The sequence below is a fragment of the Streptomyces sp. NPDC044719 genome (genome assembly GCF_056433405.1).
In genome coordinates, this window is sequence record NZ_JBWKHE010000003.1 from 913,135 (window position 1) to 935,343 (window position 22,209).

A 22,209-nucleotide genomic window follows, 5' to 3' on the forward strand; every position below is an offset into this window, starting at 1 on the left:
AATGGGCCGGTGCCGAAAGGCACCGGCCCATTTCGCATGCCCGGAGGCCGGGCATGCGCCGCGCTCTACGACAGCTGCCCGTCGTAATCCGGCAGCTTGAACGTCTTCTCGGCATGGCCGCCCGAGAGATCGGTGGCGCTGTTGCCGATGTTCGCGATGATCGTGTAGCCCTTCTTCTCGATGTCGACGCGCTGGGCCGTCTTGTACTCGGCGACGTTCTTGAAGAGGTCGATGAAGTTCCGGACGTAGAGGCCGGAGACCCGGTAGCCGGTCTGCTTCAGGTTGTACTCGGTGAACGAGTAGATGATGTCCGGGCGGGCGGTCACGAAGAACAGGGCGACACCGTGCTCCTGGGCGTATCTGGCGGCCTCCAGGACCGGCTTGTTGGCCGGCTGCGGATAGCTGAAGCCGAAGTCGGTCTCCAGCGTGGTGTTGTCGATGTCGAAGACGATCGCCTGCTTCTCACCCGGCTTCGTGGCCGCGATCCGCTGCTTCAGATAGGGCAGCGCCTGGGCCATCACCGCCTGGCAGTCCTTCTGCCAGGTGTTGTAGTCGACGTCCGCCGCAGCGGCCGTGGGGGCGGCGGTGGCGGCCGTGGAGGCGCGGGTGGCGGTCGTGGCGTCGGCCGGTGCGGCCATCGCCACCAGGGCTGCCGCCGATACGGCGGTCACCGATGCGCGGCGCAACCAGGGGCGTCGGGTCTGCATGTCGTGGGGGTCCTCTCACGTCAATGACGCTGCAACATGTCGTGTGCATGTTCGTGCGCGAGGGTGGCGCGAGGGGAACCGTAAGGTTACCGAACGGTAGGTGCCTAGAGGCGTGCGCCACATTTCCGGAATGGCTGAAGAGGGCCTCCGGTGACATGGCGCACAGGCGATATGTCCGTTACTAGGTGGAATAGTGGCTAACGGACCGGGAGGAAAGGGATTCTTGCCCCATGGGGCGGGGGGAAGTGCGGTGCAGTGCGTGATTCGTCCCGTATGGCGGCTGTGTCAAGAGACGTAGAACACTGAACCAAATTACTAACTTAGGCCGTAGATCACGACTTTTGGGGTTTGTCGGACTTCGGGTTACCAAGGGATGGCCATTCGGCGAGCGTCTGTGCGCCGGGTGGTTTTCTCCGTCCCCTTCCACACGAGGTTTCGATGTCCCAGCGCGTCACGTCCCGTTCTTCCCGTACGTCCCAGCTCCGCACCCGTGCGACCGTGCTGGCCGCCGGCCTTGGCGTCTCGGTCGCACTGGGAGCCGGGGTGGCGTCCGCCGCCGACACCACGTCCGCGTCCGGCGCCGCCAGTGCCGTCCAGGCGCAGGCCGCCGCCCAGGCCAAGCACGCCAAGGCCGAGGCCGTGAAGGCCGAGAAGGCCGCCAAGGTCGCCGCCGCGAAGAAGGCGGCCGAGAAGAAGGCCGCTGCCCAGAAGGCCGCAGCCAAGAAGGCCAAGCCCTCCTGGGTCGACCCGGTGAAGAAGTACAAGCTCTCCGCGAGCTTCGCCCAGAACGGCGGCATGTGGCAGTCCACCCACAGCGGTCAGGACTTCGCCGTGCCTAGCGGCACCCAGGTCGTCGCCGCGCACGGCGGCACCGTGGTCAAGGCCGGCGGCAACGGCGCCGGTGACGGCCCCGCCTACGGCAACGCCGTCGTGATCAAGCACGGCAACGGCACGTACTCCCAGTACGCCCACCTGTCGAAGGTCACGGTGAACGTCGGCCAGATAGTCAAGACCGGCCAGGAGATCGCCAAGTCCGGCAACACCGGTAACTCGAGCGGTCCGCACCTGCACTTCGAGATCCGTACGACCGCGAACTACGGCTCGGCCGTCGACCCGGTGAAGTTCCTGCGCGCCAAGGGCGTGAAGGTCTGAGGACCCCGCCCCTGACCCGGCAGAACCTCTAGGAGCCCTCGGCTCCCCGGTGGGCCCGGGTCACCAGTTCGGTGGCGACCTCGAGGACGGCTTTGTCCTTCTCCTCGGGGTCGCCTTCGAGGTCCTGGAGCAGGAACATCCCGGCGTGCAGCGTGAAGAGCGCGCTGGCGCAGCGGACCTGGTCGACCAGGTCCGCGTCCGGGTCGACGATGATGTCGCGCAGCCTGTGGATGCGCGCCTTGAAGGAGTCGCCGATCCGCAGTTCCCGGACCGTCGCCTGGTTCTCGTGCATGAAGCGGAACAGCGGCGCCGCCTGGGCGAGCGTGTCGGCGTAGCGGCGGATGATCTCCTGCTTGGTCGCGAGGCCGCGCGGCTGCTGCCCGCCCCACTCGATCAGGTCCTCGATCGGTTGGGTGAGGTCCTCGAAGATGCTGACGAGGATCTCTTCCTTCGTCTTGAAGTGGTAGTAGAGCGCCGCCTTGGTGACCTCCAGGCGCTCGGCGATCTCGCGCAGGGACGTCTTCTCGTAGCCCTGCTCCGCGAAGAGTTCGAGGGCCACGTCCTGGATGCGCTGGCGGGTGTTCCCGCGGCGCCGCTGCCTGGTGCCGTCCATGGTGCCGCCCATCCTCCTACGCCGCCCCGCTTTCCATAAAACTTACTTGACGCCCGGCTAGTTCCGGAGCTAACTTCCGAGTGTAGTCACTAGCCGGTCGGCAAGTAAGTAGCGGTAGCTCAAGTAGCGGTAGCTGGGGGAGTGGGAAGCGATGGCGGACACGACGGACACACCGGCGGTCGACGCCGGCAGCGGGGGGAAACAGCCGAGGAGCGTGCGGGTCGTACTGCTCGCGCTGATGATCGCGATGATGCTCGCGATGCTCGACAACATGATCATCGGTACGGCGATGCCGACGATCGTCGGTGAGCTGGGCGGGCTCGAACACCTCTCCTGGGTCGTCACCGCCTACACGCTCGCGACCGCGGCCTCCACCCCGCTGTGGGGCAAGCTCGGCGACATGTACGGCCGCAAGGGCACGTTCATGACGTCCATCGTCATCTTCCTGATCGGCTCGGCGCTCAGCGGCATGGCCCAGAACATGGGCGAGCTGATCGGCTTCCGTGCCGTCCAGGGCCTCGGCGCCGGCGGTCTGATGGTCGGCGTCATGGCGATCATCGGTGACCTGATCCCGCCCCGGGAGCGTGGCAAGTACCAGGGCATGATGGCCGGCGTCATGGCGCTGGCGATGATCGGCGGCCCGCTGGTCGGCGGCACCATCACCGACAACTGGGGCTGGCGCTGGGCGTTCTACATCAACCTGCCGCTCGGCGTCGTCGCGCTGGCCGCCGTCAGCGTCGTCCTGCACCTGCCGAAGAAGCGGTCCGAGGCGCGGATCGACTACCTGGGTGCCGCGCTGCTGACCGTCGGCATCACCGCGATCGTGCTCGTCACCACCTGGGGCGGCACGGAGTACGCCTGGAGCTCCGCGCGGATCATGGAGCTGATCGGCATCGGCGTCGCCGCGCTCGTCGGGTTCGTGTTCTGGCAGACGAAGGCCGCCGAGCCGATCGTGCCGCTGCACATCTTCCGCAGCCGCAACTTCACGCTGATGTCGGTCATCGGCTTCATCACCGGCTTCGTGATGTTCGGGGCCACGCTCTTCCTGCCGCTGTACCAGCAGTCCGTGCAGGGTGCCTCCGCGACGAACTCCGGGCTGCTGCTCCTGCCGATGCTCGGTGCGATGCTCGTCACCTCGATGGTCGCCGGGCGCGTCACCACGAACACCGGCAAGTACAAGGTCTTCCCGGTCCTCGGCAGCGCCCTGATGATCGTCGGGCTCTACCTGCTCTCCACGATGGACACGGGCACCTCCCGCCTGACCTCCGGCGTCTTCATGGCCGTGGTCGGGCTCGGCATGGGCTGTCTGATGCAGATCACCATGCTGGTCGCGCAGAACAGCGTCGAGATGAAGGACATGGGCGTCGCGTCCTCCTCCACCACGCTCTTCCGCACCCTCGGCTCCTCCTTCGGCGTCGCGATCATGGGCGCGCTGTTCAACAACCGCGTCCAGGACGTCATGGCCGAGCGGGCCGGCGCGCTGGGCTCCAAGGTGACCGAGCAGTCGGCGCAGCTCGACGCGAAGGGCCTGGAGAAGCTCCCGGCGCTGGCCCGCGAGGCCTACCAGCACGCGGTCTCCGCAGGCATCCACTCGGCGTTCCTGCTCGGAGCCGTGGTGGCGGTCGTCGCGCTCGCGGCGGCGGTGTTCGTGAAGGAGGTACCGCTGAAGGGCGCGGGACCGAAGGCCTCGGACGACGACAAGGCCGACGGCCCGGCCCCGCAGACGCCGGTCGTCGAGACCGTCTGACCAGCTCCAGCTCCAGCTCCAGCTCCAGCTCTTTCCGACCTGCCCGAGCTGCTGACGAAGGCCCCGGACGGGACACCCGACCGGGGCCTTCGCCTTGCCGGGGAGCGAGGCCGGTGCCGCTGTCAGACCCCCGTGCCACCATCGACGTCATGGACAAGACGCGGCAGCTGCGGCTCGCCAAGGACGCCATGGACCGGGACTGGGCCGATCCCGGACTGGACCTGGACACCGTCGCCGCGCACGCCGGGTACTCGCGGTATCACTTCATCCGCGCCTTCAAGGAGGCCTACGGCGAGACCCCCGGCCAGTACCTCACACACCGCCGCATAGAACGCGCCGAGGACCTGCTGCGCACGGCGAACCTGTCGGTCACGGAGATCTGCCACCTGGTCGGCTTCAGCAGCGTCGGCACGTTCTCGGCCCGCTTCAAGACCTGGACCGGCCTCACCCCCAGCGAGTACCGCACCAAGCACGTCGGCAGGGGAGCCGCCCTCATCCCCGGCTGCTACGCCATGCTCTGGGCCGGCGGCTTCCGCTCCGCGCCCGGCGCGGGCAAGGAGCGCAATTCCGGAGAAGCGGGCTGACACCCCCGCTGCCTACCGTGGCAGGGCACACCCGAACCGGCCGCCAGCAGCAGGAGCACGCCATGATCAAGGGTCTCGCCATCTCGACCGTCTGGGTCCTCGACCAGGACCGGGCCAAGGAGTTCTACACCCAGAAACTGGGCCTGGAGGTCCGTACGGACATGACCATGGGCGAGGGCGGCATGCGCTGGCTCACCGTCGGCTCACCGAAGCAGCCCGACGTCGAACTCACCCTGATGGTGCCCGGCGGCCCCGCGATGGACCCCGAGTCCGCCGAGATGCTCAGGAAGCTGGTGACCAAGGGAGCGCTCGGCGCGGGTGTCCTGACCACCGACGACATCCACGGCGACTACAAGAAGCTCAAGGACCGCGGTGTGGAGTTCCTCCAGGAGCCGCAGGAGCGCCCGTACGGCACGGAGGCGCTGTTCCGCGACGACTCCGGCAACTGGTTCTCCTTCACCCAGCCCCGAGAAGGCGGACTCGACATGGACCAGGACTGGTCCTGCTGAAGCAGCCGGAGGGCTACGACCCCGGCAGCATCGGATAGCTCCCCGTGTTCGTCGGCGCGTGCTCCGGCAGCCACAGGACGGCCACCGCGCCCTCGGCCGGCAGGTGCTCCGGCGTCCCGGGCGTGCGGACGTTGCGGAAGGTCAGCCGGGCGCCCAGCACCCGGGCCTGTCCGGCCGCGATGGTCAGGCCCAGGCCGTGGCCGTGTCCGGCCCGGTCCTTGCTGCCGGTGCGGAAGCGGCTCGGCCCCTCGGCGAGCAGGTCCTCGGGGAAGCCCGGGCCGTGGTCGCGGACCCGGATGACCCGGCCCTCGACGGTGACCTCGATGGGCGGCTTGCCGTGCCGGGCCGCGTTGGCCAGGAGATTGAACAGGACCCGCTCCAGGCGCCGCGGGTCGGTCGTGACCTCCGACTCGTGCACGACGCGCACCTCGATGGCCGGGTCCTTGGCCGCCACCCGCCGGGCGACGAACTCGCCCAGCATGATGTCCTGCAGCTCCGCCCGCTCCGAGGCCCCGTCCAGCCGGGCCACCTCCAGCACGTCCTCCACGAGCGTGCGCATGGCCTTCGCCCGGTCCAGCACCAGCTCGGTCGGGCGTCCCGGCGGCAGCAGCTCTGCCGCGGTCAGCAGCCCGGTCACCGGCGTGCGCAGCTCGTGTGCGATGTCGGCGGTGACCCGGCGCTCCGCCTCGATGCGCTGCCGCAGCGTGTCCGCCATGGCGTCCACCGCGCTCGCCAGGTCGTCGGTCTCGTCCCGGACGACCCCGCCCATGGCGTCCCGCACCCGCACGTCCGTCTCGCCGCCGGCGAGCTGGTGGGCCGCGACGGCCGCCTTGCGCAGCCGCCGCGAGAGATGCCCGCCGATGAGCACGCCGAGCGCGCTCCCGCCGAGGACGACCGCGATGGACCCGATGAGCAGGGCCTGGTCGAGGTCCTGAAGGATGTCCGAGCTGCGGTCGGTGAAGCCCGAGTGCAGGGACATCACATGCCCGTTCTTCAGCGGCACGGCGGCCCATATGTCCGGCGAGCCACCCGGCCGGTCCGCCACGTAGGTCGCCCGCTGGCCCACCTCGACCCGGTCCCGCAGCGCCTCCGGCAGATCCGGGTCGTCGATCTTGGTGTTGGGGAAGTTCATCCGCCCGGACAGCTCGAAGTTGCGCTGGGCGATCATGATGCGCTCGTCGGCGAGGTCGCGCGCGTTGTCCAGCATTGACACCCGCGCGGCGTTGTGCACGACCAGGCTCAGCGCGATCGCCACCAGCGCGCCGACCAGCGCGATGGCCGCGCTCAGCTTCCATCTGAGGCCCGTACGGATCCCCGCGCGCTCCACGCCCGAGGCGACCAGGCGCCGGAAATGCCCCCTCATACCCCGCTCAGGCCTTCAACTTGTAGCCGAAACCACGGACCGTCTCGATACGGTCCTGGCCGATCTTCTGTCGCAGCCGCTGCACATGCACGTCGACGACGCGGGTGTCCCCGCCCCAGCCGTAGTCCCAGACCCGCTCCAGCAGTTTGTCGCGGGAGAGCACTGTGCCCGGCGCCGAGGAGAACTCCAGGAGCAGCCGCATCTCGGTCGGCGTCAGCGCCACCGGCTGCCCGGCCCGGCGGACCTCCATGCCCTCGGTGTCGACCTCCAGGTCCCCGAAGGCCAGCATCCCGCCGCTCGCCGGGGCGTCCGGATCCTCGGCCCGGCCGCCGCCCGCGTGCCCGAAGCGGCGCAGCACGGCGCGGATCCGGGCGACCAGCACGGCCCCGTCGAACGGCTTGGTCACATAGTCGTCGGCGCCCGCCTCCAGGCCCAGCACCACGTCGATGGAGTCGGCCCGCGCCGACAGCATGATGACCGGCACGGTCGACTCGTCCCGGATACGGCGGCACAGACTGACCCCGTCGAGGCCGGGAACCATGACGTCCAGCAGCGCGATGTCGGGGCGGTCCGTCCGGAACGCCTCCAGGCCCGACAGGCCGTCGGGCATCGCGGTGACCACGAAGCCGTCCCGTTCCAGGGCGAGCTGTGTGGCCTCGCGGATGACGTCGTCGTCCTCGACGAACAGAACGTGGGTCTGGTCTGCCATCCCGGTGCTCTCAGTCCTCGTGTGGGTCGTGGGGGTGCGTACTTCTCACAGGACGCACGGTCCGTCCTCTCAGGGGACGCACGGTCCGTGCATCGCGTTCACCCATAGATCGGTCCGAGCGGCCCGATCGGTTCACGCACGCCGCGCCCGCGTCAGCTCGCGGGCGCCGGCGACGGGCTGTCGCCGACGACCTTGCCGTAGTCGTTGTGCGTGCGGTACTTCTCGCTGAACCGGCCGGAAGCCCATCTGTACGTGATCACGTTCTCCCCGGAGGGGCTCGACACCGGGTCGCCCTTGTCGTACACCTGCTTGGTCACCACCAGGTCGCCGCGGTCGATCTCCGCGTAGACCGGGGGTTCCTCGGCCTTGAACACATTCTCGTACGAGCCGTCCCGCTCGCGATACACATAGCTGCCCACGCCCACCGCGTCGCCGCAGGTCAGCACATTGACGACGACATCGTCTGACGATCCGCCGGTCAGATTGCCGTAGGACACGTCGACGGGATACTCGTCGGCCACGCACGGCTTCAGCTCGCTCTTCACCTCGGGTGAGACGTTGGGGTCGTCCTTGACGAGCCGGACCGCGTTCACGGCGTCGGGCGTCTTGGACGGGGAGGCCGAGGGTGTGGCGGCGGAGGCGCCCGCCACCGCGTCGGCGTGCGCCGGGCCCTCGTCACGGGCGCCGGTGCCGCCGGCGCCGCACCCGGATGCGAAAAGGGCGAGGGCGGTGACCACGGCCGATGCCGTGCTCACCGCCTGGATGCTGCCCCGGGTCCGTGGGGACCCCTCGCCGGTCAGGCCGCGCACCGCTCCCGCTCCTCACGCTCCAGCGCGCGTGCGTCCAGATCGCGGGACTCCAGCTCCTCGCGGAGCCGGGCGAGCGCCCGGTGCAGCGTGCTCTTGACCGTTCCGGCCGACATTCCGAGGGCGGCGGCCGTCTCCTCCGTGGACATCTGCTCCCAGTGTCGCAGCACCACGACACTGCGCTGCTTCGGGGCGAGCACCCTCAGGATGTCCATCAGCAGGGCGCGGTCCGCGTGCTGCTCGGTGGCGTCGTCGACCGAGGCGTCCGGGAGCTGCTCGGTCGGGACCTCCTCCAGCTTGCGGGCCCGCCACCACTCGGTCCGCGTGTTGATCATCACCCGGCGCAGGTAGGCGTCCGCCAGCCGCTTGTCCTCGATGGTCTCCCAGCGGCCGTAGGTCCGCACCAGCGCCGTCTGCAGCAGATCCTGTGCGTCCGTCGGGTCCGGGACCAGGCGGCGAGCACTGCGCAGCAGTGCGTCCTGCCGGGTGCGGACGTACTCCTCGAACTCGAGCACCTCGCCCTGCGCCATGGTGAACCGCCTCCCGTTTCCCCGTTCGGGCCGGCTCCCCGCCGCCCGTGCACTGCCTGTGTTCCTTGGTCGTCCCGTGTCTTCCGGGAACGCAATTGAAGGTACGGAGGCGTTGTCACGGCGCTGTCCGAAGCAGCCTGCGGCTAGCACTCGGCTGTCCGTCGGTTGTGTAACGGAAGTCGGAACGGGGTACAGCGGTGGGGGTGTTGAGGCGACTATGGGGTGATTTGTCCACCCTGTGTCGCCGTTACGGGAGACCCATGGCTGTGATCTGTCTGTACGTCAGGTCAGCGGCAGCCGGTACATCCCGCCCGCCAGCGGCTCCACCAAGCCGTCGGCGACCAGGCCGTCCAGGGCGCGGGCCCGCTGCACCGGCTCGTGCCACACGCGGTCGAGCGCCGCCTGCGGAACCGGGGCGTGGGCCTCCCGCAGCACGGCGAGCAGCCGCCCGCGGACCTGCCGGTCGGTGCCCGCGTAGGTCTGGCCGCGGCGCGGCGGCCCGTCGTGCTCCGGCTTGCCCGCCAGCCGCCACGCGCACTGCGCGGCGATCGGGCAGCGGTGGCACGACTCGCTCTTCGCCGTGCACACGAGCGCACCCAGTTCCATGGAGGCGGCGGCCCAGCGGGCGGCGGTCGACTCCTCCTCGGGGAGGAGCGCGCGGGCCAGTTTGCGCTCGGCGGCGGTGGTGGCGTTCGGCGGGTACTGCACGCCGGTGACCGCGCGGGCGAAGACCCGGCGCACATTGGTGTCCAGCACCGGGTGCCGCTGCCCGTAGGCGAAGGAGGCCACGGCGGCGGCCGTGTACTCGCCGATGCCGGGCAGCGCCAGCAACTGGGCGTGGTCGGCCGGTACGTCACCGCCGTGCCGTTCCGTTATGGCGACGGCGGCGCCGTGCAGCCGCAGCGCGCGGCGCGGGTAGCCGAGCCGGCCCCAGGCGCGGACGGCCTCGCCGGGCGCCTCCTTGGCCAGGTCGGCGGGGCGCGGCCAGCGGGCCAGCCACTGCTCGTAGACGGGCAGGACGCGGTTCACCGGCGTCTGCTGGAGCATGAACTCACTGACCATCACGCCCCACGCCCCGGCCTCGGGGCGCCGCCACGGCAGGTCGCGGGCGTGGTCGTCGAACCAGTCGATGACGGGGGAGTGCAGTTCCTCGCCCGGGGGCGGGCCGGACGCGGTGTCGGTGGGGCCGGGGCTGGTGCGCGGGATGTTCGTGGGAGCAGTCATGGCCATTCGATCCTGCCACGCGGGAGCCGCGAATCGGGCACATTGCCACCGCCGAGGGAGAGGTACCTGACGATCGGCAGCAGTGCCGCCCCGCCGTCCGCCTATAGCGTCGGCCGAATGGAACGTCCTCGTTCGGCGCGGCTCGCCCGGGGCGCCCTTTTCTGGGCCGCCCTCGCCCTTCCCGCGCTCACGGCCGACCGGATCGGGCTGAACGAGCCGCGCACGGCTTGGCAGCAGGCCGCCGGCCTGGCAGTGCTGGCCACGGTGGCCGGCCTGGCCCGGCGGCTGCCGCTCGCCGCCTTCGGGCTGGCGGCCGCCCTGAGCCTGGCCGCAGCCCCGGCCCTGTTCACCGTCTCCTACGGCCCGGCCCTCGGCGTGTCCGCCCTGCTCCTCGGGCTGCGGGCGGCCCGGGCCCGCCCCGCGGTGCTGTGCTTCGCCACCGTCGGCTGCGCGGGTACCGCGCGGATCGTGCTCGCCGGGGTCGACCCGGCACCCGAGTGGCTGGTCATGACGGGCACGCTGCTCTTCGGCTGCGTCTTCCCCTGGCTCGGCGGGCGCTACTGGCGGCAGAGCCGCGAGCTGGCCGCGGAGGGCTGGCTGCGCGCGGCCCGGCTGGAGGACGAGCAGCGCCTCGCCGAGGAACGCGCCCGGCTGCGCGAACGCTCGCGGATCGCCCAGGACATGCATGACTCCCTCGGCCACGAACTGAGCCTCATCGCCCTGCGCGCGGGCGCCCTCCAGGTCGCCCCGGGCCTCGCCGGTGAACACCGGGCGGCGGCGGCCGAACTGCGCGGGGCCGCGGCCGACGCCACGGACAGGCTGCACCACATCATCGGCGTCCTGCGCGAGGACGACGACGAGCCGCCACCGCTGACCCCCGCGGGCGAGACCCTGGAACAACTCGTCGCCCGCGCCGCGGAGTCCGGCCTCCAGGTCCGCTGGGAGCAGCCCGCCGGCCTGCGCCCGACCGAGGCAGCCGGCGGTCTCGCCGAACGGCTGCTGTACCGCGTGGCCCGTGAGGCACTGACCAACGCGACACGGCACGCGCCGGGCGCCCCAGTGGTCGTAGAGGTGACCGGGCGGGCCGAGGGGACGTCCGTCACCGTCACCAACGGCGCGTCCACCGAGCACAGTTCCCGGCCGTCCGCAGGCGGCACCGGCCTGCTCGGGCTGCGTACCGCCGTGACCGCCGTCGGCGGGAAGTTCGAGGCGGGCCCACTGGGGGAGGGCTTTCGCGTCCGGGCGTACGTCCCCGCACAGCGGACCCCGACCAGACCGGCACGCCCCGCCCCCTCCCCGTTCACCCACGCCCGCCGCCGGGTCGCCATCGCCCTCGGCACGGCCACCGGTACGGGTGTCGTCCTCGTCGGCGTCGCCTTCGGCTGGTACGCGTACGTGGAGAACCACTCGGTGCTCGCACCCGCCGCCTACGCGAAACTGCGCCTGGGCGCCCCGGCCGCCGATATCGACCGAGTACTGCCCGAACGGGACGTGAACGACCCGCCCGCCGAGCGGGCGCCCACACCGGCACCGGAGGGTGCCGACTGCCGTTACTACCGGGCGAGCGGCGAGCTGTTCGTCTCCGTAGACCATTTCAGACTGTGTTTCGCCGCCGGGCGGCTCGTCGCCAAGGACGTGGTCCCGCGTGCCGGCCGGTCCGGCGAAGGCCGGGACGATGACGAGGAGTTCTCACAGTGATCCGCGTGCTGCTGGCCGACGACGAGGCGATGGTGCGGGCCGGGGTGCGCGCCATCCTGGGCAGCGGCGGCGAGACGGAGGTCGTCGCCGAGGCGGGCGACGGCCGTGAGGCGGTCGAGCTGGCCCGCGCCCACCGCCCGGACGTGGCCCTGCTCGACATCCGCATGCCGCGCCTCGACGGCCTGACGGCGTCGGAGGAGATCGTACGGACCGTGCCCGGCACGGCCGTCGCGATGCTCACCACCTTCTCCGAGGGCGCCTACGTCACCCGTGCCCTCGGCGGCGGCGCCACCGGGTTCCTGCTGAAGTCCGGGGACCCGTACGAACTGATCGCCGGCGTACGGGCGGTGGCCGCGGGCGCCGCGTTCCTGTCGCCGAAGGTGGCCCGGTACGTCATCGACGAGGGCCTCGGCGGCGGCCGGCTCACCCGCGAGGCACGGGCACGCGCGAGCGTGTCCGTCCTGAGCCCCCGCGAACGCGAAGTGCTCGGCCTGGTCGGCGCCGGCCTCTCCAACCCGGAGATCGCCGCCCGGCTGCATCTCGTCGAGGGCACGGTGAAGGCGTATGTCAGCGCGGTCCTGGACCGGCTGGGCGTGCGCAACCGCGTGCAGGCGGCGATCGTGGCGTACGAGGCGGGACTGGTGGAGCAGTGACGCCCCGTCGGCTCAGGACCGGGCGTGCTTCTTCCCGAACGACGGTACGGGCGCCGGACCCGGCCCGGTGACCCACCGGGCGGCCGCTGACGGCGAACCGCGCATCGCCCCGGCCAGCCGCGTCATCGGGTCCGTGCCCAGCCGTACGGCGACGAGGGCGACGAGCGTGCCGAGGCCCAGCCCCGCGAGCACGTCGTGCGGATAGTGCACGCCGACGAAGACCCGGGAGAAGGCCATCAGCAGGGCGAGCGGTGCCGTGAGCCACAGGAGGGTGCGCCGGACCAGGCCCAGGGCGACGGCCGCGGCGCCCGCGATCGTGGCGTGGTTGGACGGGAACGACCAGTCCCCGTGCGGCGGACACTCGGCCAGGGACGCCGCCGCCCCGGCGACCGCCCGGCACGGACGCTCCTGCGTGACCGCCGACTTGAGCATCTCACTGCACACATACGCCACAGCCGTGGCCAGAGGTGCAAGGGCCGCGATCGCGAACGCGTGGGAGGTGTCGCGGCGGGCACGCCACCAGGCGGCGGCGAACAGCAGGACGAAGACCAGCAGTCCGGCCTCCGTCCATAATCCGGCCCCGTGCTGTATCCACACCGGGGAGTCATCTGCGAAGTCCGTGATGTCGCGGTAGAGCGCGCTGTCCTCGAAGTCCATGGTCACGGACGGTAAGTGACGAGCCGATCCCGTCACACCCAGCGATCGTCGGGTGCCGAACCTGACGAAAGACAGGGGTGGGGCGGCTGCTTCCGGCATGATGATCCGGAAAAGTTGTGGGCCTGAGCGGCGGGTGGGACCGGCTAACGCTCCGATCTCTCGTAAGGTTTGCGCCGTGGGATCTCTGCGCAATCCGGTCGGGCCGCTTCCCTCCTCCATCTACTGGCGTCGGAGGGTCGTACTGGTGTCCGTGGCTGCCCTGTTGGCGCTGCTGACCACCTGGCTCGTGACCATGGGCGGCGAAGGCGGCAAGGACGGCGACAACGGCGCCAACGGCAAGAATCCCGCGCCCTCCATCACTCCCGGCCCGTCGAGTTCGGGTCCGGCGATCAGCCAAGCGCCCGGCGGGCGCGACGAGTCGGGCGACGAGAGCTCCGGCGGCTCGTCGTCCGGGTCCGGGGCAGGGTCCGGCGGCGGTTCCGGTGACGGCTCGGGCGGCGGAGCAGGGGACGGTTCCGGCGTGGGCTCCGGCGGCGGTTCCGGCTCCGGCGGGTCCGAGGGGGCGAGTGGTTCGGGCGGCTCCGGCGGTGCCGGTGGCTACGACGGCGGTACCACGGTGGGCGGCGTCGGCGCGGGAGACACGCTGCCGGCCGGTTCCCTGCTGCCCAACTGCACCGCGAGCATGGTCAAGTTCAGCCTGCGCAGCCAGCACAACAGCTACGACCCCGAGCAGACGCCCACGTTCCTGCTGACCGCGCGGAACATCTCCGGCCACGACTGCAAGATCGATCTCGGGCCGAAGAACGCGGTGTTCACGATCACCGAGGCGAGCGCCGACGACGACTACTGGTCCTCGAAGGACTGCCCCAGGGTCGCCGGCAGCCGGCTGTACCGCGTTCCCGCGGGCAGCGGCATCACCTACGCACTGAAGTGGGACCGCAAGCCCAGCGCCGCCGAGTGCGCCACGCCTCCCTCGGGCTCGGCCGGGGCGGGCACGTACCTGGTGGAAGCCAAGGCTCCGGGCTACGCGAAGGTGCAGACGTCGTTCGTGCTGAAGAATGACTAGCCGCTTGTCGTTCAGTCGGCCTGCGTGACCTTCATGCGTGAGGGGGGTGTTCCCGACCGGGAACACCCCCCCCCACGCGTCAGCGTGCGCCGAGGGCTAGACGTACCGCTCCAGGATCGAGGATTCCGCCAGCCGGGACAGGCCCTCCCGCACGCTGCGCGCCCGGGCCTCGCCCACGCCGTCCACCGTCTGGAGGTCGTCGACGCTCGCGGCGAGCAGCTTCTGCAGGCCGCCGAAGTGCTCCACGAGGCGGTCGATGATCGCGCCGGGGAGCCGGGGCACCTTGGCGAGGAGGCGGAAGCCCCGCGGGGACACCGCCGAGTCGAGCGTCTCGGGCGAGCCCGTGTAACCCAGGGCCCGCGCCACGATGGGCAGTTCGAGCAGCTCGGCGTGGGTGAGGGCGTCGAGCTCGGCCAGGGCCTCGTCGACCGTACGGGACCGCTTGGCGGTCGGCTCGGGGACGTAGTCCCGGACGACCAGCTCGCGCTCGGGCTCCACGCCGGCGATCAGTTCGTCGAGCTGGAGGGCCAGCAGACGCCCGTCCGTGCCCAGCTCCACCACGTACTCGGCGATCTCCGTGGCGATCCGGCGCACCATCTCCAGGCGCTGGGCGACCGCCGAGACGTCCCGGACGGTCACCAGGTCCTCGATCTCCAGCGCCGACAGCGTGCCCGCGACCTCGTCGAGGCGGAGCTTGTAGCGCTCCAGGGTGGCGAGGGCCTGGTTGGCGCGGGACAGGATCGCCGCCGAGTCCTCCAGGACACGGCGCTGGCCGTCGACGTACAGGGCGATCAGCCGCATCGACTGGGAGACCGAGACCACCGGGAAGCCGACCTGCCTGCTCACGCGGTCCGCGGTGCGGTGCCGGGTGCCGGTCTCCTCCGTGGGGATCGTCGGGTCCGGGACCAGCTGCACGCCCGCGCGCAGGATCTTCGACAGGTCGGAGGACAGCACGATGCCGCCGTCCAGCTTGCACAGCTCACGCAGTCGGGTCGCGGTGAACTCGACGTCCAGCACGAAACCGCCGCTGCACAGCGCCTCGACCGTCTTGTCGGAGCCCAGCACGATGAGACCGCCGGTGTTGCCCCGGAGCACCCGCTCCAGGCCGTCACGCAGGGCGGTTCCGGGTGCCACGGCGCTCAGTGAAGCGCGCATCAGGCCATCGGTACCGGCACTCCCACCGGATTTTCCGGGAGCTGCTGCCCGGTCGTTGGCTGCCACTGCACTCCTCCGGTCGCAGGTTCTGGGGCGCCCCGTGTCGCACACTCGGTTCGCACGGACGGGCGAGACCTGGGCAAAGTCTACCGGCGACCCTCCTCGTCCCGTGGGGCCTCTCTGCGACGGGAGCGGGGAAGGACCCGCAGCGCGTCCCCTATGTCCGAGACTTCCAGAACCTTCATACCCGCGGGGATCTTGCCCGGGTCGCCCGGTACCAGGGCGTGTGTGAAGCCCAGACGGTGGGCTTCCGCCAGCCTGCGCTGCACGCCCGTGACCCGCCTCACCTCGCCGGCGAGACCGACTTCCCCGATCGCGACCAGGTTCTTGGGGAGAGGTGTGTCACTCGCCGCGCTCGCCAGGGCGAGGGCGACGGCCAGATCCGCCGCGGGCTCCGAGAGCTTCACGCCGCCGACCGTCGCGGAGTAGATGTCCCGCTTGCCCAAGGCGCTGATCCGGCCGCGCTGTTCCAGCACCGCCAGCATCATCGAGACCCGGGAGGTCTCCAGGCCCGAGGTGGTGCGGCGCGGGGAGGGGATCTGCGAGTCGACCGTGAGGGCCTGGACCTCGGCGACCAGCGGGCGGCGGCCCTCCAGGGTGACGGTCAGGCAGGTGCCCGGGACCGGTTCGGCGCGACGGGTCAGGAAGAGTCCGCTCGGGTCAGCGAGGCCCGTAATGCCCTCGTCGTGCAGTTCGAAGCAGCCGACCTCGTCGGTGGTGCCGTAGCGGTTCTTGACGCCTCGGACGAGGCGGAGGCGGGCGTGCCGGTCGCCCTCGAAGTGCAGGACGACGTCCACGAGGTGCTCCAGCAGGCGTGGTCCGGCGATGGCGCCGTCCTTGGTGACATGGCCCACGAGCAGCGTGGACATGCCGCGTTCCTTCGACGCCCGGATCAGGGCCCCGGCGACCTCCCGCACCTGGGCCATGCCGCCGGGCGCGCCGTCGATCTCCGGGGAGGCCACCGTCTGCACCGAGTCCAGGATCAGCAGCGACGGCTTCACCGCGTCCAAGTGGCCCAGCACCGCCGCCAGATCCGTCTCGGCGGCCAGGTACAGATGGTCGTCGATGGCGTTGATGCGGTCGGCGCGCAGCCGGACCTGGCTCGCCGACTCCTCGCCCGTCACGTACAGCGTGCGGTGCTCGTCGCTCGCCGACTTGGCCGCCACGTCGAGCAGGAGCGTCGACTTGCCCACCCCCGGCTCGCCCGCGACCAGCACCACCGCGCCGGGGATCAGTCCGCCGCCGAGCACCCGGTCCAGCTCGGGCACGCCGGTGGAGCGGGCCGTCGCCCGGCGGCCGTCCACCTGGCCGATGGGCACGGCGGAGGTGGTGACCCTGCCCGGTGTCGTCGTACGGACCGCGGGCGCGCCGTACTCCTCGACCGTCCCCCAGGCCTGGCACTCGGGGCAGCGGCCGAGCCACTTCGCCGTCTGCCACCCGCACTCGGTGCAGCGGTAGGACGGACGGTCCTTGGTGGTCTTCGTACGGGCAGCCATGGACGAAACCGTAGCCGCAGGCACTGACAGCGCGGTGACCGGAGGGCGCGGCCAGCGGTGCGACCGGAGGGCCCGGCCATCTGCGCGCCAGGCCCCGCCACCCCGCGCCAGCGGCGGAACAACTGGTTCCTGTCCCCTATTGAGGGATCGTTTCACCCGTACGGATTAAATGTGCTCAAGCCGCCGGAAGGTAACACTCCCGGCCCCCTACGGTCGCCGAATGACGAGCAGTACGCCGGAGATCTCGACCCGCTCGGCCGGCGCCCACCGGGCGCACCGGGAAACGCGTGATCGCGGTGCGGCGCGCACGCTGGTGCAGCGGCCGCTCGCGCGCTACGAGCCCTACCTGGACGGCCTGTTCACCTACTGCCTGTCCGTGCTGTGCGACCACGACGCCGCGACCGCCGCCCTGGGCGACGTCCTCGCGCTCGCCGAACGCCGCGGCCGGCACGTCCCCGAGGCGCCCGCGGACCGCAGGGCCTGGCTGTACGCGCTGGCCCGCTGGGCGTGCCTGCGGGGGCTGGCCGAGGCCAAGCAGAAACGTACGAGCAGCCATGCGGCGGGCCGCACGCGGCGTGCCGAACCCCCGGCCGCCCCGGCCCTCTCCGAGGAGGTCCAGGAGCGGCGCCGCGGCGAACTGGCCCTGCTGGCCTGGCCGGAGGCCGCCGGCACCACCCCGGAGCAGCGGGAGGCGCTCGAACTGGCCGTGCGACACCACCTCGCCGCCCATGAGGTCGCCGCCGTCCTCGGCATGGACCTGGCCGCCACCCGCGACCTGCTCGCCTCCGCCGCCTGCGAGGTCGAACGCACGCGCGCGGCCCTCGCCGTGGTGGAGACCGGGGCGTGTCCGAGCGTCGCCCACCTCGTCGGCGACGACCGGCTCGTGCTCGGCACGGCCCTGCGCCGCGAACTCGTCCGGCACGTCGACGACTGCCCGCGCTGCCGCCGCACCGCCGAGCGCGCCATCCCCGGCCGCTGGCCCGGCACCAGCGTCACGCCCGCCGCGCTGCCCGTCCTGCCCGCGCCCCTCGCGGCCCTGCACGCGGCCATGGCCCACCCGCCACGCGCGCGTGGCGCCGCACCCCGCTTCGACCGGCGCGGCTACCCGATGGACCCCAAGGACCGAGCCGCCCGAAGGGACCGTCTCCGCGCGCGTGCCGTCACCACGACCGTCGTCGCCACCGTCGTGGCCGCCCCCGTGCTCGCCCTGTGGGCCGCCTACCGGGGGACCCCCGTGGGCGAGGCCCAGGACGGCCGCTCCGCCTCCGCGCTCGAGGTGGACGACCCGCTCGGCCTGGACGGCGAGATGGCGGGCGGCGGCTACGAGAACACCGGCAACGCGAGCACCAGACCCGGCCCCCGCTTCGGCAAGAACGGCAAGGCCGACGTGTCCGTGGAGGTCATCGGCGTCGCCGTCGCCGGCCGCGCGAGCGCCCTGGACGTCACGGCGGACAACACGGGCGACACCACCCTGATCACCCTCACCGCCACGGGCCCCTCCCCGGTCCGCTGGTCCGCGTCCACGGGAGCCGACTGGCTCTACCTCAGCCAGTCCTCGGGAACGCTCCGGCCCGGCGAGTCGTTGACGATCAAGGTGTACGTCGACCATCTGCGTGAGCCCTCCGGCCCCTGGCACGCGCAGGTGGCGGTGGCACCCGTCGGCGCCGTCGTCCACATCGAGGGCTTCGGCACCGCGCCCACCCCCTCCGATCCCGGATCCGGCCCGGATCCCCACCCGAGCAGCCCGCCCCCGACCAGGCCCGACCCGACGCCCACGACCTCGGCGCCGGACCCCGACCCGACGCCGACCACCCCGCCCCCGTCGCCCGACCCGGACCCCACACCGACGGACCCGGCCCCGGACCCGACGGACTCGACGCCCCCGCCCCCGGAGGACGACGACGCGAGCCCGGCCACGTCATAGACGCAGGTCAGCCCGCCGGAACGGACGAAACGTCAGTTGCCCGGATCCGCCGGATGCGGCGCCAGCAACGGCAGCTGCGAGGCCAGCCGCTCCTCGCACAGCTCGACCAGCCGGTCGTAGCCGGCCTTGCCCATCAGCTCGATCAGCTCCGGCCGGTAGGACACGTACACCGGGTCGCCCGCGCCGTGCGCCGAGGTCGCCGACGTGCACCACCAGTGCAGGTCATGCCCGCCCGGACCCCAGCCGCGGCGGTCGTACTCACCGATCGACACCTGCAGCACCCGCGTGTCGTCGGGCCGGTCGATCCACTCGTACGTCCGCCGCACCGGCAGCTGCCAGCACACGTCCGGCTTGGTCTCCAGCGGCTCGCGGCCCTCCTTCAGGGCGAGGATGTGCAGCGAGCAGCCCGCGCCGCCCGGGAAGCCGGGCCGGTTCTGGAAGATGCACGACCCCTGGAAGGGCCGAGTCTGCCGGTCGCCGTCCTCGTCCTCGGAGATCCAGCCGCTGCTCGTGCCCTCGGCGTGGTTCTGCCAGATGTCCGGCGTGAGCCTCGCCACATGCTCGGCGACCCGCTTCTCGTCGTCCTCGTCGGAGAAGTGGGCACCCAGCGTGCAGCACCCGTCGTCCGCGCGGCCGGCCTGGATGCCCTGGCAGCCGCTGCCGAAGATGCAGTTCCAGCGAGAGGTCAGCCATGTCAGATCGCAGCGGAAGACCTGCTCGTCGTCCGCCGGATCAGGAAACTCCACCCACGCGCGGGCGAAGTCGAGGCCCTTCTCGTCGGGTACCGCGGGGCCCGATGATTTGTCGCGCTTCGCCTTTTTCGTCTTTGGCACAGGTCCAGGGTACGGGCCTTGTACCGACACCGAGGACGGCGGACGGTTCGGCTGGCAGTAGCGTTCCGTACATGAGACTCGGTGTCCTCGACGTGGGATCGAACACGGTGCATCTGCTCGTGGTGGACGCGCATCCCGGCGCGTGCCCGTTGCCCGCGCACTCGCACAAGGCGGAACTGCGCCTCGCCCAGCTCCTCGACGACGACGGCGCGATCGGCCCGGACGGTGTCGACCGGCTGGTCTCGGTCATCAAGGAAGCCCTCCAGGCCGCCGAGGACAAGGGCGTCGAGGACCTGCTGCCGTTCGCCACCTCCGCCGTACGCGAGGCCCGCAACGCCGACGACGTGCTCGCGCGCGTGCGCACCGAGACCGGCGTCGAGCTCCAGGTCCTCACCGGCGAGGAGGAGGCCCGTCTCACCTTCCTCGCCGCCCGCCGCTGGTTCGGCTGGTCGGCCGGGAAACTGCTGGTCCTGGACATCGGCGGCGGCTCCCTCGAGGTCGCCTACGGCATCGACGAGGAGCCCGACGCGGCCGTCTCCCTGCCGCTGGGTGCCGGCCGCCTCACCTCCGGCTGGCTGCCCGGCGACCCGCCCTCCCCGGACGACGTCCGCGCCCTGCGCCGTCATGTGCGCACCGAGATCGCTCGCACGGTCGGGGAGTTCAGCCGTATCGGTTCTCCTGACCATGTCGTGGCCACGTCCAAGACCTTCAAGCAGCTGGCCCGCATCGCCGGCGCCGCCCGCTCCGCCGAGGGCCTCTACGTCCAGCGCGAGCTCAAGCGGGAGTCCCTGGAGGCCTGGGTCCCGAGGCTGGCCGGCATGAAGGAGGCTGAACGGGCCGAGCTGCCGGGTGTCTCGGAGGGCCGGGCGAACCAGCTCCTGGCCGGCGCCCTGGTCGCCGAGGGCGCGATGGACCTCTTCGGCGTCGAGCGCGTGGAGATCTGCCCCTGGGCGCTGCGGGAGGGCGTGATCCTGCGGCGCCTGGATCACATGGAGTCCGCGTAAGAGATCCGCGTAGGAGAGCTGCGAAGGACATGCACCCCCGCCGTGGCAAACACCACAACGGCGAAGAGGCCCCCCGCCCCGCCCCGACCACACCCCGTAATCTGTCCTGCATGGCAGAGCCAGCCGTAAAGATCCCGGACGCGAAGGTCGCCCTGTCGACGGCCTCGGTCTACCCGGAGTCGACGGCCACGGCCTTCGAGATCGCCGCACGCCTCGGCTACGACGGGGTCGAGGTCATGGTCTGGACGGACCCCGTGAGCCAGGACATCGAGGCCCTGCGCAGACTCAGCGACTACCACCAGATCCCCGTCCTGGCCGTGCACGCCCCCTGCCTGCTCATCACGCAGCGCGTCTGGTCCACCGACCCCTGGACCAAGCTCCAGCGGGCCCGTGCGGCGGCCGAGAAGCTCGACGCGAGCACCGTCGTCGTGCACCCGCCCTTCCGCTGGCAGCGCCAGTACGCCAGGGACTTCGTCACGGGCATCTGGCGCATGGCGAACGAGACGGACGTGCGGTTCGCCGTCGAGAACATGTACCCCTGGCGCTATCGCGACCGCGAGATGCTCGCGTACGCCCCCGACTGGGACGTGACGAAGGACGACTACCGGCACTTCACGATCGACCTCAGCCACACCGCGACGGCCCGCTCCGACGCGCTGGACATGGTCGACCGCATGGGAGACCGCCTCGGCCACGTCCACCTCGCCGACGGCAGGGGCTCGGCCAAGGACGAGCACCTGGTGCCCGGCCGCGGCAACCAGCCCTGCGCCGAGGTGCTGGAGCGGCTCGCCCTGACCGGCTTCGACGGGCACGTCGTCATCGAGGTCAACACCCGCCGCGCCATGTCGAGCGCGGAGCGGGAGGCCGACCTCGCGGAGGCGCTGGCCTTCACGCGGCTGCACCTGGCCTCGGCGGTGAAGGTGCCGCGCCGATGAACGACCGGCCCTCCGGCGGACCCACGGCCGGAACCGGATCCGGAACCGGAACCGGCACAGGAACCGGATCCGTCACAGGAACCGGCACCACCGCCCGCCGCCGGGGCCGCCCCCCGCGCGCGGAGTCGGCCGACACCCGGGACCGCATCCTGACCGCCGCCCGCGAGGAGTTCTCCGAGCGCGGCTACGAGAAGACGTCCGTGCGCGGCATCGCCAAGGCGGCCGGGGTCGACCCGGCGCTCGTGCACCACTACTTCGGGACGAAGGAACAGGTCTTCGAGGCGGCGATCACCCAGTCCTTCGCCCCCGCCATGGAGGCACCGAAAGCCATCGAGGAGGGCTCGCTCGACGGCGTGGGGGAGCGCCTGGTCCGCTTCTTCTTCGGCGTCTGGGAGAACCCGGCGACCCGTGCGCCCCTGCTCGCCATCGTCCGCTCCGCCGTCACCAACGAGACCGCAGCGGCCGTCTTCCGCCGGATCGTCGCCACCCAGGTGCTGCGCCGCATCGCAGGCCGCCTGGACCTGCCGGACGCCGAACTGCGCGCCGAGCTCGCCGCCGCCCAGCTCGTGGGCACCGCCGTGCTGCGCTACGTCATCAAGGTCGAGCCGCTGGCCTCGGCGGACCCGGAGCAGATCATCGCGCGGCTGGCACCGGTCGTACAGGGACACCTCACCGGTTCCTGAACCACCGGCGACCGCCACCGGCGAGACATCGCATCCCGCATTCCGGACACTCTGTCCCGCCCTCTGGATGACCGGCGTACGCTCGATAGCAGTCAGAAGTC

General features: G+C 71.5%; 22 protein-coding genes. 11 read left to right on the plus strand and 11 right to left on the minus strand.

Features of this window, described 5'->3' with window-relative positions; genetic code table 11:
* Window positions 1–65 precede the first annotated feature (65 nt).
* Window positions 66–707 (minus strand): HAD family acid phosphatase, encoded by a 642-nt coding sequence (locus AC07DF_RS15730; RefSeq protein ID WP_478970884.1) that lies wholly within the window; start codon window positions 705–707, stop codon window positions 66–68.
* A 438-nt stretch (window positions 708–1,145) separates the two neighbouring features.
* On the opposite strand from AC07DF_RS15730, the gene AC07DF_RS15735 reads away from it, so the two are divergent.
* Complete coding sequence (locus tag AC07DF_RS15735) at window positions 1,146–1,859, plus strand: M23 family metallopeptidase (RefSeq protein ID WP_478970886.1); 714 nt, start codon at window positions 1,146–1,148, stop codon at window positions 1,857–1,859.
* 28 nt (window positions 1,860–1,887) lie between these two features.
* Here the strand turns inward: AC07DF_RS15735 and AC07DF_RS15740 are convergent, their stop codons facing one another.
* Complete coding sequence (locus AC07DF_RS15740; RefSeq protein ID WP_478970888.1) at window positions 1,888–2,484, minus strand: TetR/AcrR family transcriptional regulator; 597 nt, start codon at window positions 2,482–2,484, stop codon at window positions 1,888–1,890.
* Window positions 2,485–2,623: 139 nt separating this feature from the next.
* Here AC07DF_RS15740 and AC07DF_RS15745 point away from each other — a divergent pair, with 139 nt between their 5' ends.
* The 3 genes from AC07DF_RS15745 (at window position 2,624) to AC07DF_RS15755 (ending at window position 5,312) form a co-directional block, all read left to right on the plus strand.
* Window positions 2,624–4,219, plus strand: coding sequence for an MDR family MFS transporter (locus AC07DF_RS15745; RefSeq protein ID WP_478970890.1), 1,596 nt, complete (start codon window positions 2,624–2,626; stop codon window positions 4,217–4,219).
* Window positions 4,220–4,368: 149 nt separating this feature from the next.
* Window positions 4,369–4,803, plus strand: coding sequence for a helix-turn-helix transcriptional regulator (locus tag AC07DF_RS15750; protein ID WP_382490824.1), 435 nt, complete (start codon window positions 4,369–4,371; stop codon window positions 4,801–4,803).
* Window positions 4,804–4,865: 62 nt separating this feature from the next.
* Window positions 4,866–5,312, plus strand: a complete 447-nt coding sequence (locus tag AC07DF_RS15755) for a VOC family protein (protein WP_478971011.1) — start codon at window positions 4,866–4,868, stop codon at window positions 5,310–5,312.
* A 13-nt stretch (window positions 5,313–5,325) separates the two neighbouring features.
* Here AC07DF_RS15755 and cseC read toward each other — a convergent pair whose 3' ends face one another.
* The 5 genes from cseC to AC07DF_RS15780 all read right to left on the minus strand — a co-directional run bounded on the left by cseC (window position 5,326) and on the right by AC07DF_RS15780 (window position 9,944).
* A complete protein-coding gene (gene cseC, locus AC07DF_RS15760) occupies window positions 5,326–6,675 on the minus strand; it encodes a two-component system sensor histidine kinase CseC (protein WP_478970893.1) in 1,350 nt (449 codons plus the stop codon).
* A 7-nt stretch (window positions 6,676–6,682) separates the two neighbouring features.
* A complete protein-coding gene (cseB, locus tag AC07DF_RS15765) occupies window positions 6,683–7,384 on the minus strand; it encodes a two-component system response regulator CseB (RefSeq protein ID WP_478970894.1) in 702 nt (233 codons plus the stop codon).
* 152 nt (window positions 7,385–7,536) lie between these two features.
* Entirely contained in the window at window positions 7,537–8,193 is a 657-nt protein-coding gene (locus AC07DF_RS15770) for a hypothetical protein (RefSeq protein ID WP_478970896.1), read from the minus strand.
* On the minus strand, window positions 8,181–8,720 hold the full coding sequence (locus AC07DF_RS15775; protein ID WP_398108755.1) for a SigE family RNA polymerase sigma factor: 540 nt from the start codon (window positions 8,718–8,720) through the stop codon (window positions 8,181–8,183). Before AC07DF_RS15775 ends, AC07DF_RS15770 begins: the two co-directional genes overlap by 13 nt.
* 282 nt (window positions 8,721–9,002) lie before the next feature.
* Entirely contained in the window at window positions 9,003–9,944 is a 942-nt protein-coding gene (locus tag AC07DF_RS15780) for an HhH-GPD family protein (protein ID WP_478970898.1), read from the minus strand.
* A gap of 117 nt (window positions 9,945–10,061) precedes the next feature.
* Between AC07DF_RS15780 and AC07DF_RS15785 the strand changes: the two genes are divergently transcribed.
* Together AC07DF_RS15785 and AC07DF_RS15790 are read left to right on the plus strand one after the other, a co-directional pair.
* The gene (locus tag AC07DF_RS15785) at window positions 10,062–11,642 is read left to right on the plus strand and encodes a sensor histidine kinase (protein ID WP_478970900.1); all 1,581 of its coding nucleotides are present in this window, start codon (window positions 10,062–10,064) and stop codon (window positions 11,640–11,642) included.
* A complete protein-coding gene (locus AC07DF_RS15790; RefSeq protein WP_478970902.1) occupies window positions 11,639–12,295 on the plus strand; it encodes a response regulator in 657 nt (218 codons plus the stop codon). Before AC07DF_RS15785 ends, AC07DF_RS15790 begins: the two co-directional genes overlap by 4 nt.
* A gap of 12 nt (window positions 12,296–12,307) precedes the next feature.
* Here the strand turns inward: AC07DF_RS15790 and AC07DF_RS15795 are convergent, their stop codons facing one another.
* The gene (locus tag AC07DF_RS15795) at window positions 12,308–12,952 is read right to left on the minus strand and encodes a phosphatase PAP2 family protein (protein WP_478970904.1); all 645 of its coding nucleotides are present in this window, start codon (window positions 12,950–12,952) and stop codon (window positions 12,308–12,310) included.
* Between the two features lie 175 nt (window positions 12,953–13,127).
* Between AC07DF_RS15795 and AC07DF_RS15800 the strand changes: the two genes are divergently transcribed.
* The gene (locus AC07DF_RS15800; protein ID WP_478970905.1) at window positions 13,128–14,018 is read left to right on the plus strand and encodes a hypothetical protein; all 891 of its coding nucleotides are present in this window, start codon (window positions 13,128–13,130) and stop codon (window positions 14,016–14,018) included.
* A 96-nt stretch (window positions 14,019–14,114) separates the two neighbouring features.
* Here the strand turns inward: AC07DF_RS15800 and disA are convergent, their stop codons facing one another.
* Window positions 14,115–15,239, minus strand: coding sequence for a DNA integrity scanning diadenylate cyclase DisA (gene disA, locus AC07DF_RS15805; RefSeq protein WP_215119785.1), 1,125 nt, complete (start codon window positions 15,237–15,239; stop codon window positions 14,115–14,117).
* Window positions 15,240–15,319: 80 nt separating this feature from the next.
* Window positions 15,320–16,729 (minus strand): DNA repair protein RadA, encoded by a 1,410-nt coding sequence (gene radA / locus AC07DF_RS15810; protein WP_478970906.1) that lies wholly within the window; start codon window positions 16,727–16,729, stop codon window positions 15,320–15,322.
* 220 nt (window positions 16,730–16,949) lie between these two features.
* On the opposite strand from radA, the gene AC07DF_RS15815 reads away from it, so the two are divergent.
* The gene (locus AC07DF_RS15815; protein WP_478970908.1) at window positions 16,950–18,653 is read left to right on the plus strand and encodes a BACON domain-containing protein; all 1,704 of its coding nucleotides are present in this window, start codon (window positions 16,950–16,952) and stop codon (window positions 18,651–18,653) included.
* A gap of 32 nt (window positions 18,654–18,685) precedes the next feature.
* On the opposite strand, the gene AC07DF_RS15820 is transcribed toward AC07DF_RS15815, so the two are convergent.
* Complete coding sequence (locus AC07DF_RS15820; RefSeq protein WP_478970910.1) at window positions 18,686–19,486, minus strand: DUF3109 family protein; 801 nt, start codon at window positions 19,484–19,486, stop codon at window positions 18,686–18,688.
* Window positions 19,487–19,557: 71 nt separating this feature from the next.
* Here AC07DF_RS15820 and AC07DF_RS15825 point away from each other — a divergent pair, with 71 nt between their 5' ends.
* The 3 genes from AC07DF_RS15825 (at window position 19,558) to AC07DF_RS15835 (ending at window position 22,108) form a co-directional block, all read left to right on the plus strand.
* Window positions 19,558–20,490 carry a Ppx/GppA family phosphatase gene (locus AC07DF_RS15825; protein WP_478970912.1) on the plus strand — a complete coding sequence of 311 codons (933 nt, stop codon included), beginning with the start codon at window positions 19,558–19,560 and terminating at the stop codon, window positions 20,488–20,490.
* A 110-nt stretch (window positions 20,491–20,600) separates the two neighbouring features.
* On the plus strand, window positions 20,601–21,425 hold the full coding sequence (locus tag AC07DF_RS15830) for a sugar phosphate isomerase/epimerase family protein (protein ID WP_478970914.1): 825 nt from the start codon (window positions 20,601–20,603) through the stop codon (window positions 21,423–21,425).
* Window positions 21,422–22,108 carry a TetR/AcrR family transcriptional regulator gene (locus AC07DF_RS15835; protein WP_478970916.1) on the plus strand — a complete coding sequence of 229 codons (687 nt, stop codon included), beginning with the start codon at window positions 21,422–21,424 and terminating at the stop codon, window positions 22,106–22,108. Before AC07DF_RS15830 ends, AC07DF_RS15835 begins: the two co-directional genes overlap by 4 nt.
* The last annotated feature ends 101 nt before the right edge of the window (window positions 22,109–22,209 follow it).

What these genes read in the sequence shown, in the direction of transcription:
- AC07DF_RS15750 (WP_382490824.1), top strand. Translation starts at nt 4,369, where the DNA reads ATGGACAAGACGCGGCAGCTGCGGCTCGCCAAGGACGCCATGGACCGG.
- AC07DF_RS15795 (WP_478970904.1), bottom strand. Translation starts at nt 12,952, where the DNA reads ATGGACTTCGAGGACAGCGCGCTCTACCGCGACATCACGGACTTCGCA.
- AC07DF_RS15730 (WP_478970884.1), bottom strand. Translation starts at nt 707, where the DNA reads ATGCAGACCCGACGCCCCTGGTTGCGCCGCGCATCGGTGACCGCCGTA.
- AC07DF_RS15735 (WP_478970886.1), top strand. Translation starts at nt 1,146, where the DNA reads ATGTCCCAGCGCGTCACGTCCCGTTCTTCCCGTACGTCCCAGCTCCGC.
- cseB (WP_478970894.1), bottom strand. Translation starts at nt 7,384, where the DNA reads ATGGCAGACCAGACCCACGTTCTGTTCGTCGAGGACGACGACGTCATC.
- AC07DF_RS15775 (WP_398108755.1), bottom strand. Translation starts at nt 8,720, where the DNA reads ATGGCGCAGGGCGAGGTGCTCGAGTTCGAGGAGTACGTCCGCACCCGG.
- AC07DF_RS15835 (WP_478970916.1), top strand. Translation starts at nt 21,422, where the DNA reads ATGAACGACCGGCCCTCCGGCGGACCCACGGCCGGAACCGGATCCGGA.
- cseC (WP_478970893.1), bottom strand. Translation starts at nt 6,675, where the DNA reads ATGAGGGGGCATTTCCGGCGCCTGGTCGCCTCGGGCGTGGAGCGCGCG.
- radA (WP_478970906.1), bottom strand. Translation starts at nt 16,729, where the DNA reads ATGGCTGCCCGTACGAAGACCACCAAGGACCGTCCGTCCTACCGCTGC.
- AC07DF_RS15780 (WP_478970898.1), bottom strand. Translation starts at nt 9,944, where the DNA reads ATGACTGCTCCCACGAACATCCCGCGCACCAGCCCCGGCCCCACCGAC.
- AC07DF_RS15830 (WP_478970914.1), top strand. Translation starts at nt 20,601, where the DNA reads ATGGCAGAGCCAGCCGTAAAGATCCCGGACGCGAAGGTCGCCCTGTCG.
- AC07DF_RS15755 (WP_478971011.1), top strand. Translation starts at nt 4,866, where the DNA reads ATGATCAAGGGTCTCGCCATCTCGACCGTCTGGGTCCTCGACCAGGAC.
- AC07DF_RS15740 (WP_478970888.1), bottom strand. Translation starts at nt 2,484, where the DNA reads ATGGGCGGCACCATGGACGGCACCAGGCAGCGGCGCCGCGGGAACACC.
- AC07DF_RS15785 (WP_478970900.1), top strand. Translation starts at nt 10,062, where the DNA reads ATGGAACGTCCTCGTTCGGCGCGGCTCGCCCGGGGCGCCCTTTTCTGG.
- AC07DF_RS15745 (WP_478970890.1), top strand. Translation starts at nt 2,624, where the DNA reads ATGGCGGACACGACGGACACACCGGCGGTCGACGCCGGCAGCGGGGGG.
- AC07DF_RS15815 (WP_478970908.1), top strand. Translation starts at nt 16,950, where the DNA reads ATGACGAGCAGTACGCCGGAGATCTCGACCCGCTCGGCCGGCGCCCAC.
- AC07DF_RS15825 (WP_478970912.1), top strand. Translation starts at nt 19,558, where the DNA reads ATGAGACTCGGTGTCCTCGACGTGGGATCGAACACGGTGCATCTGCTC.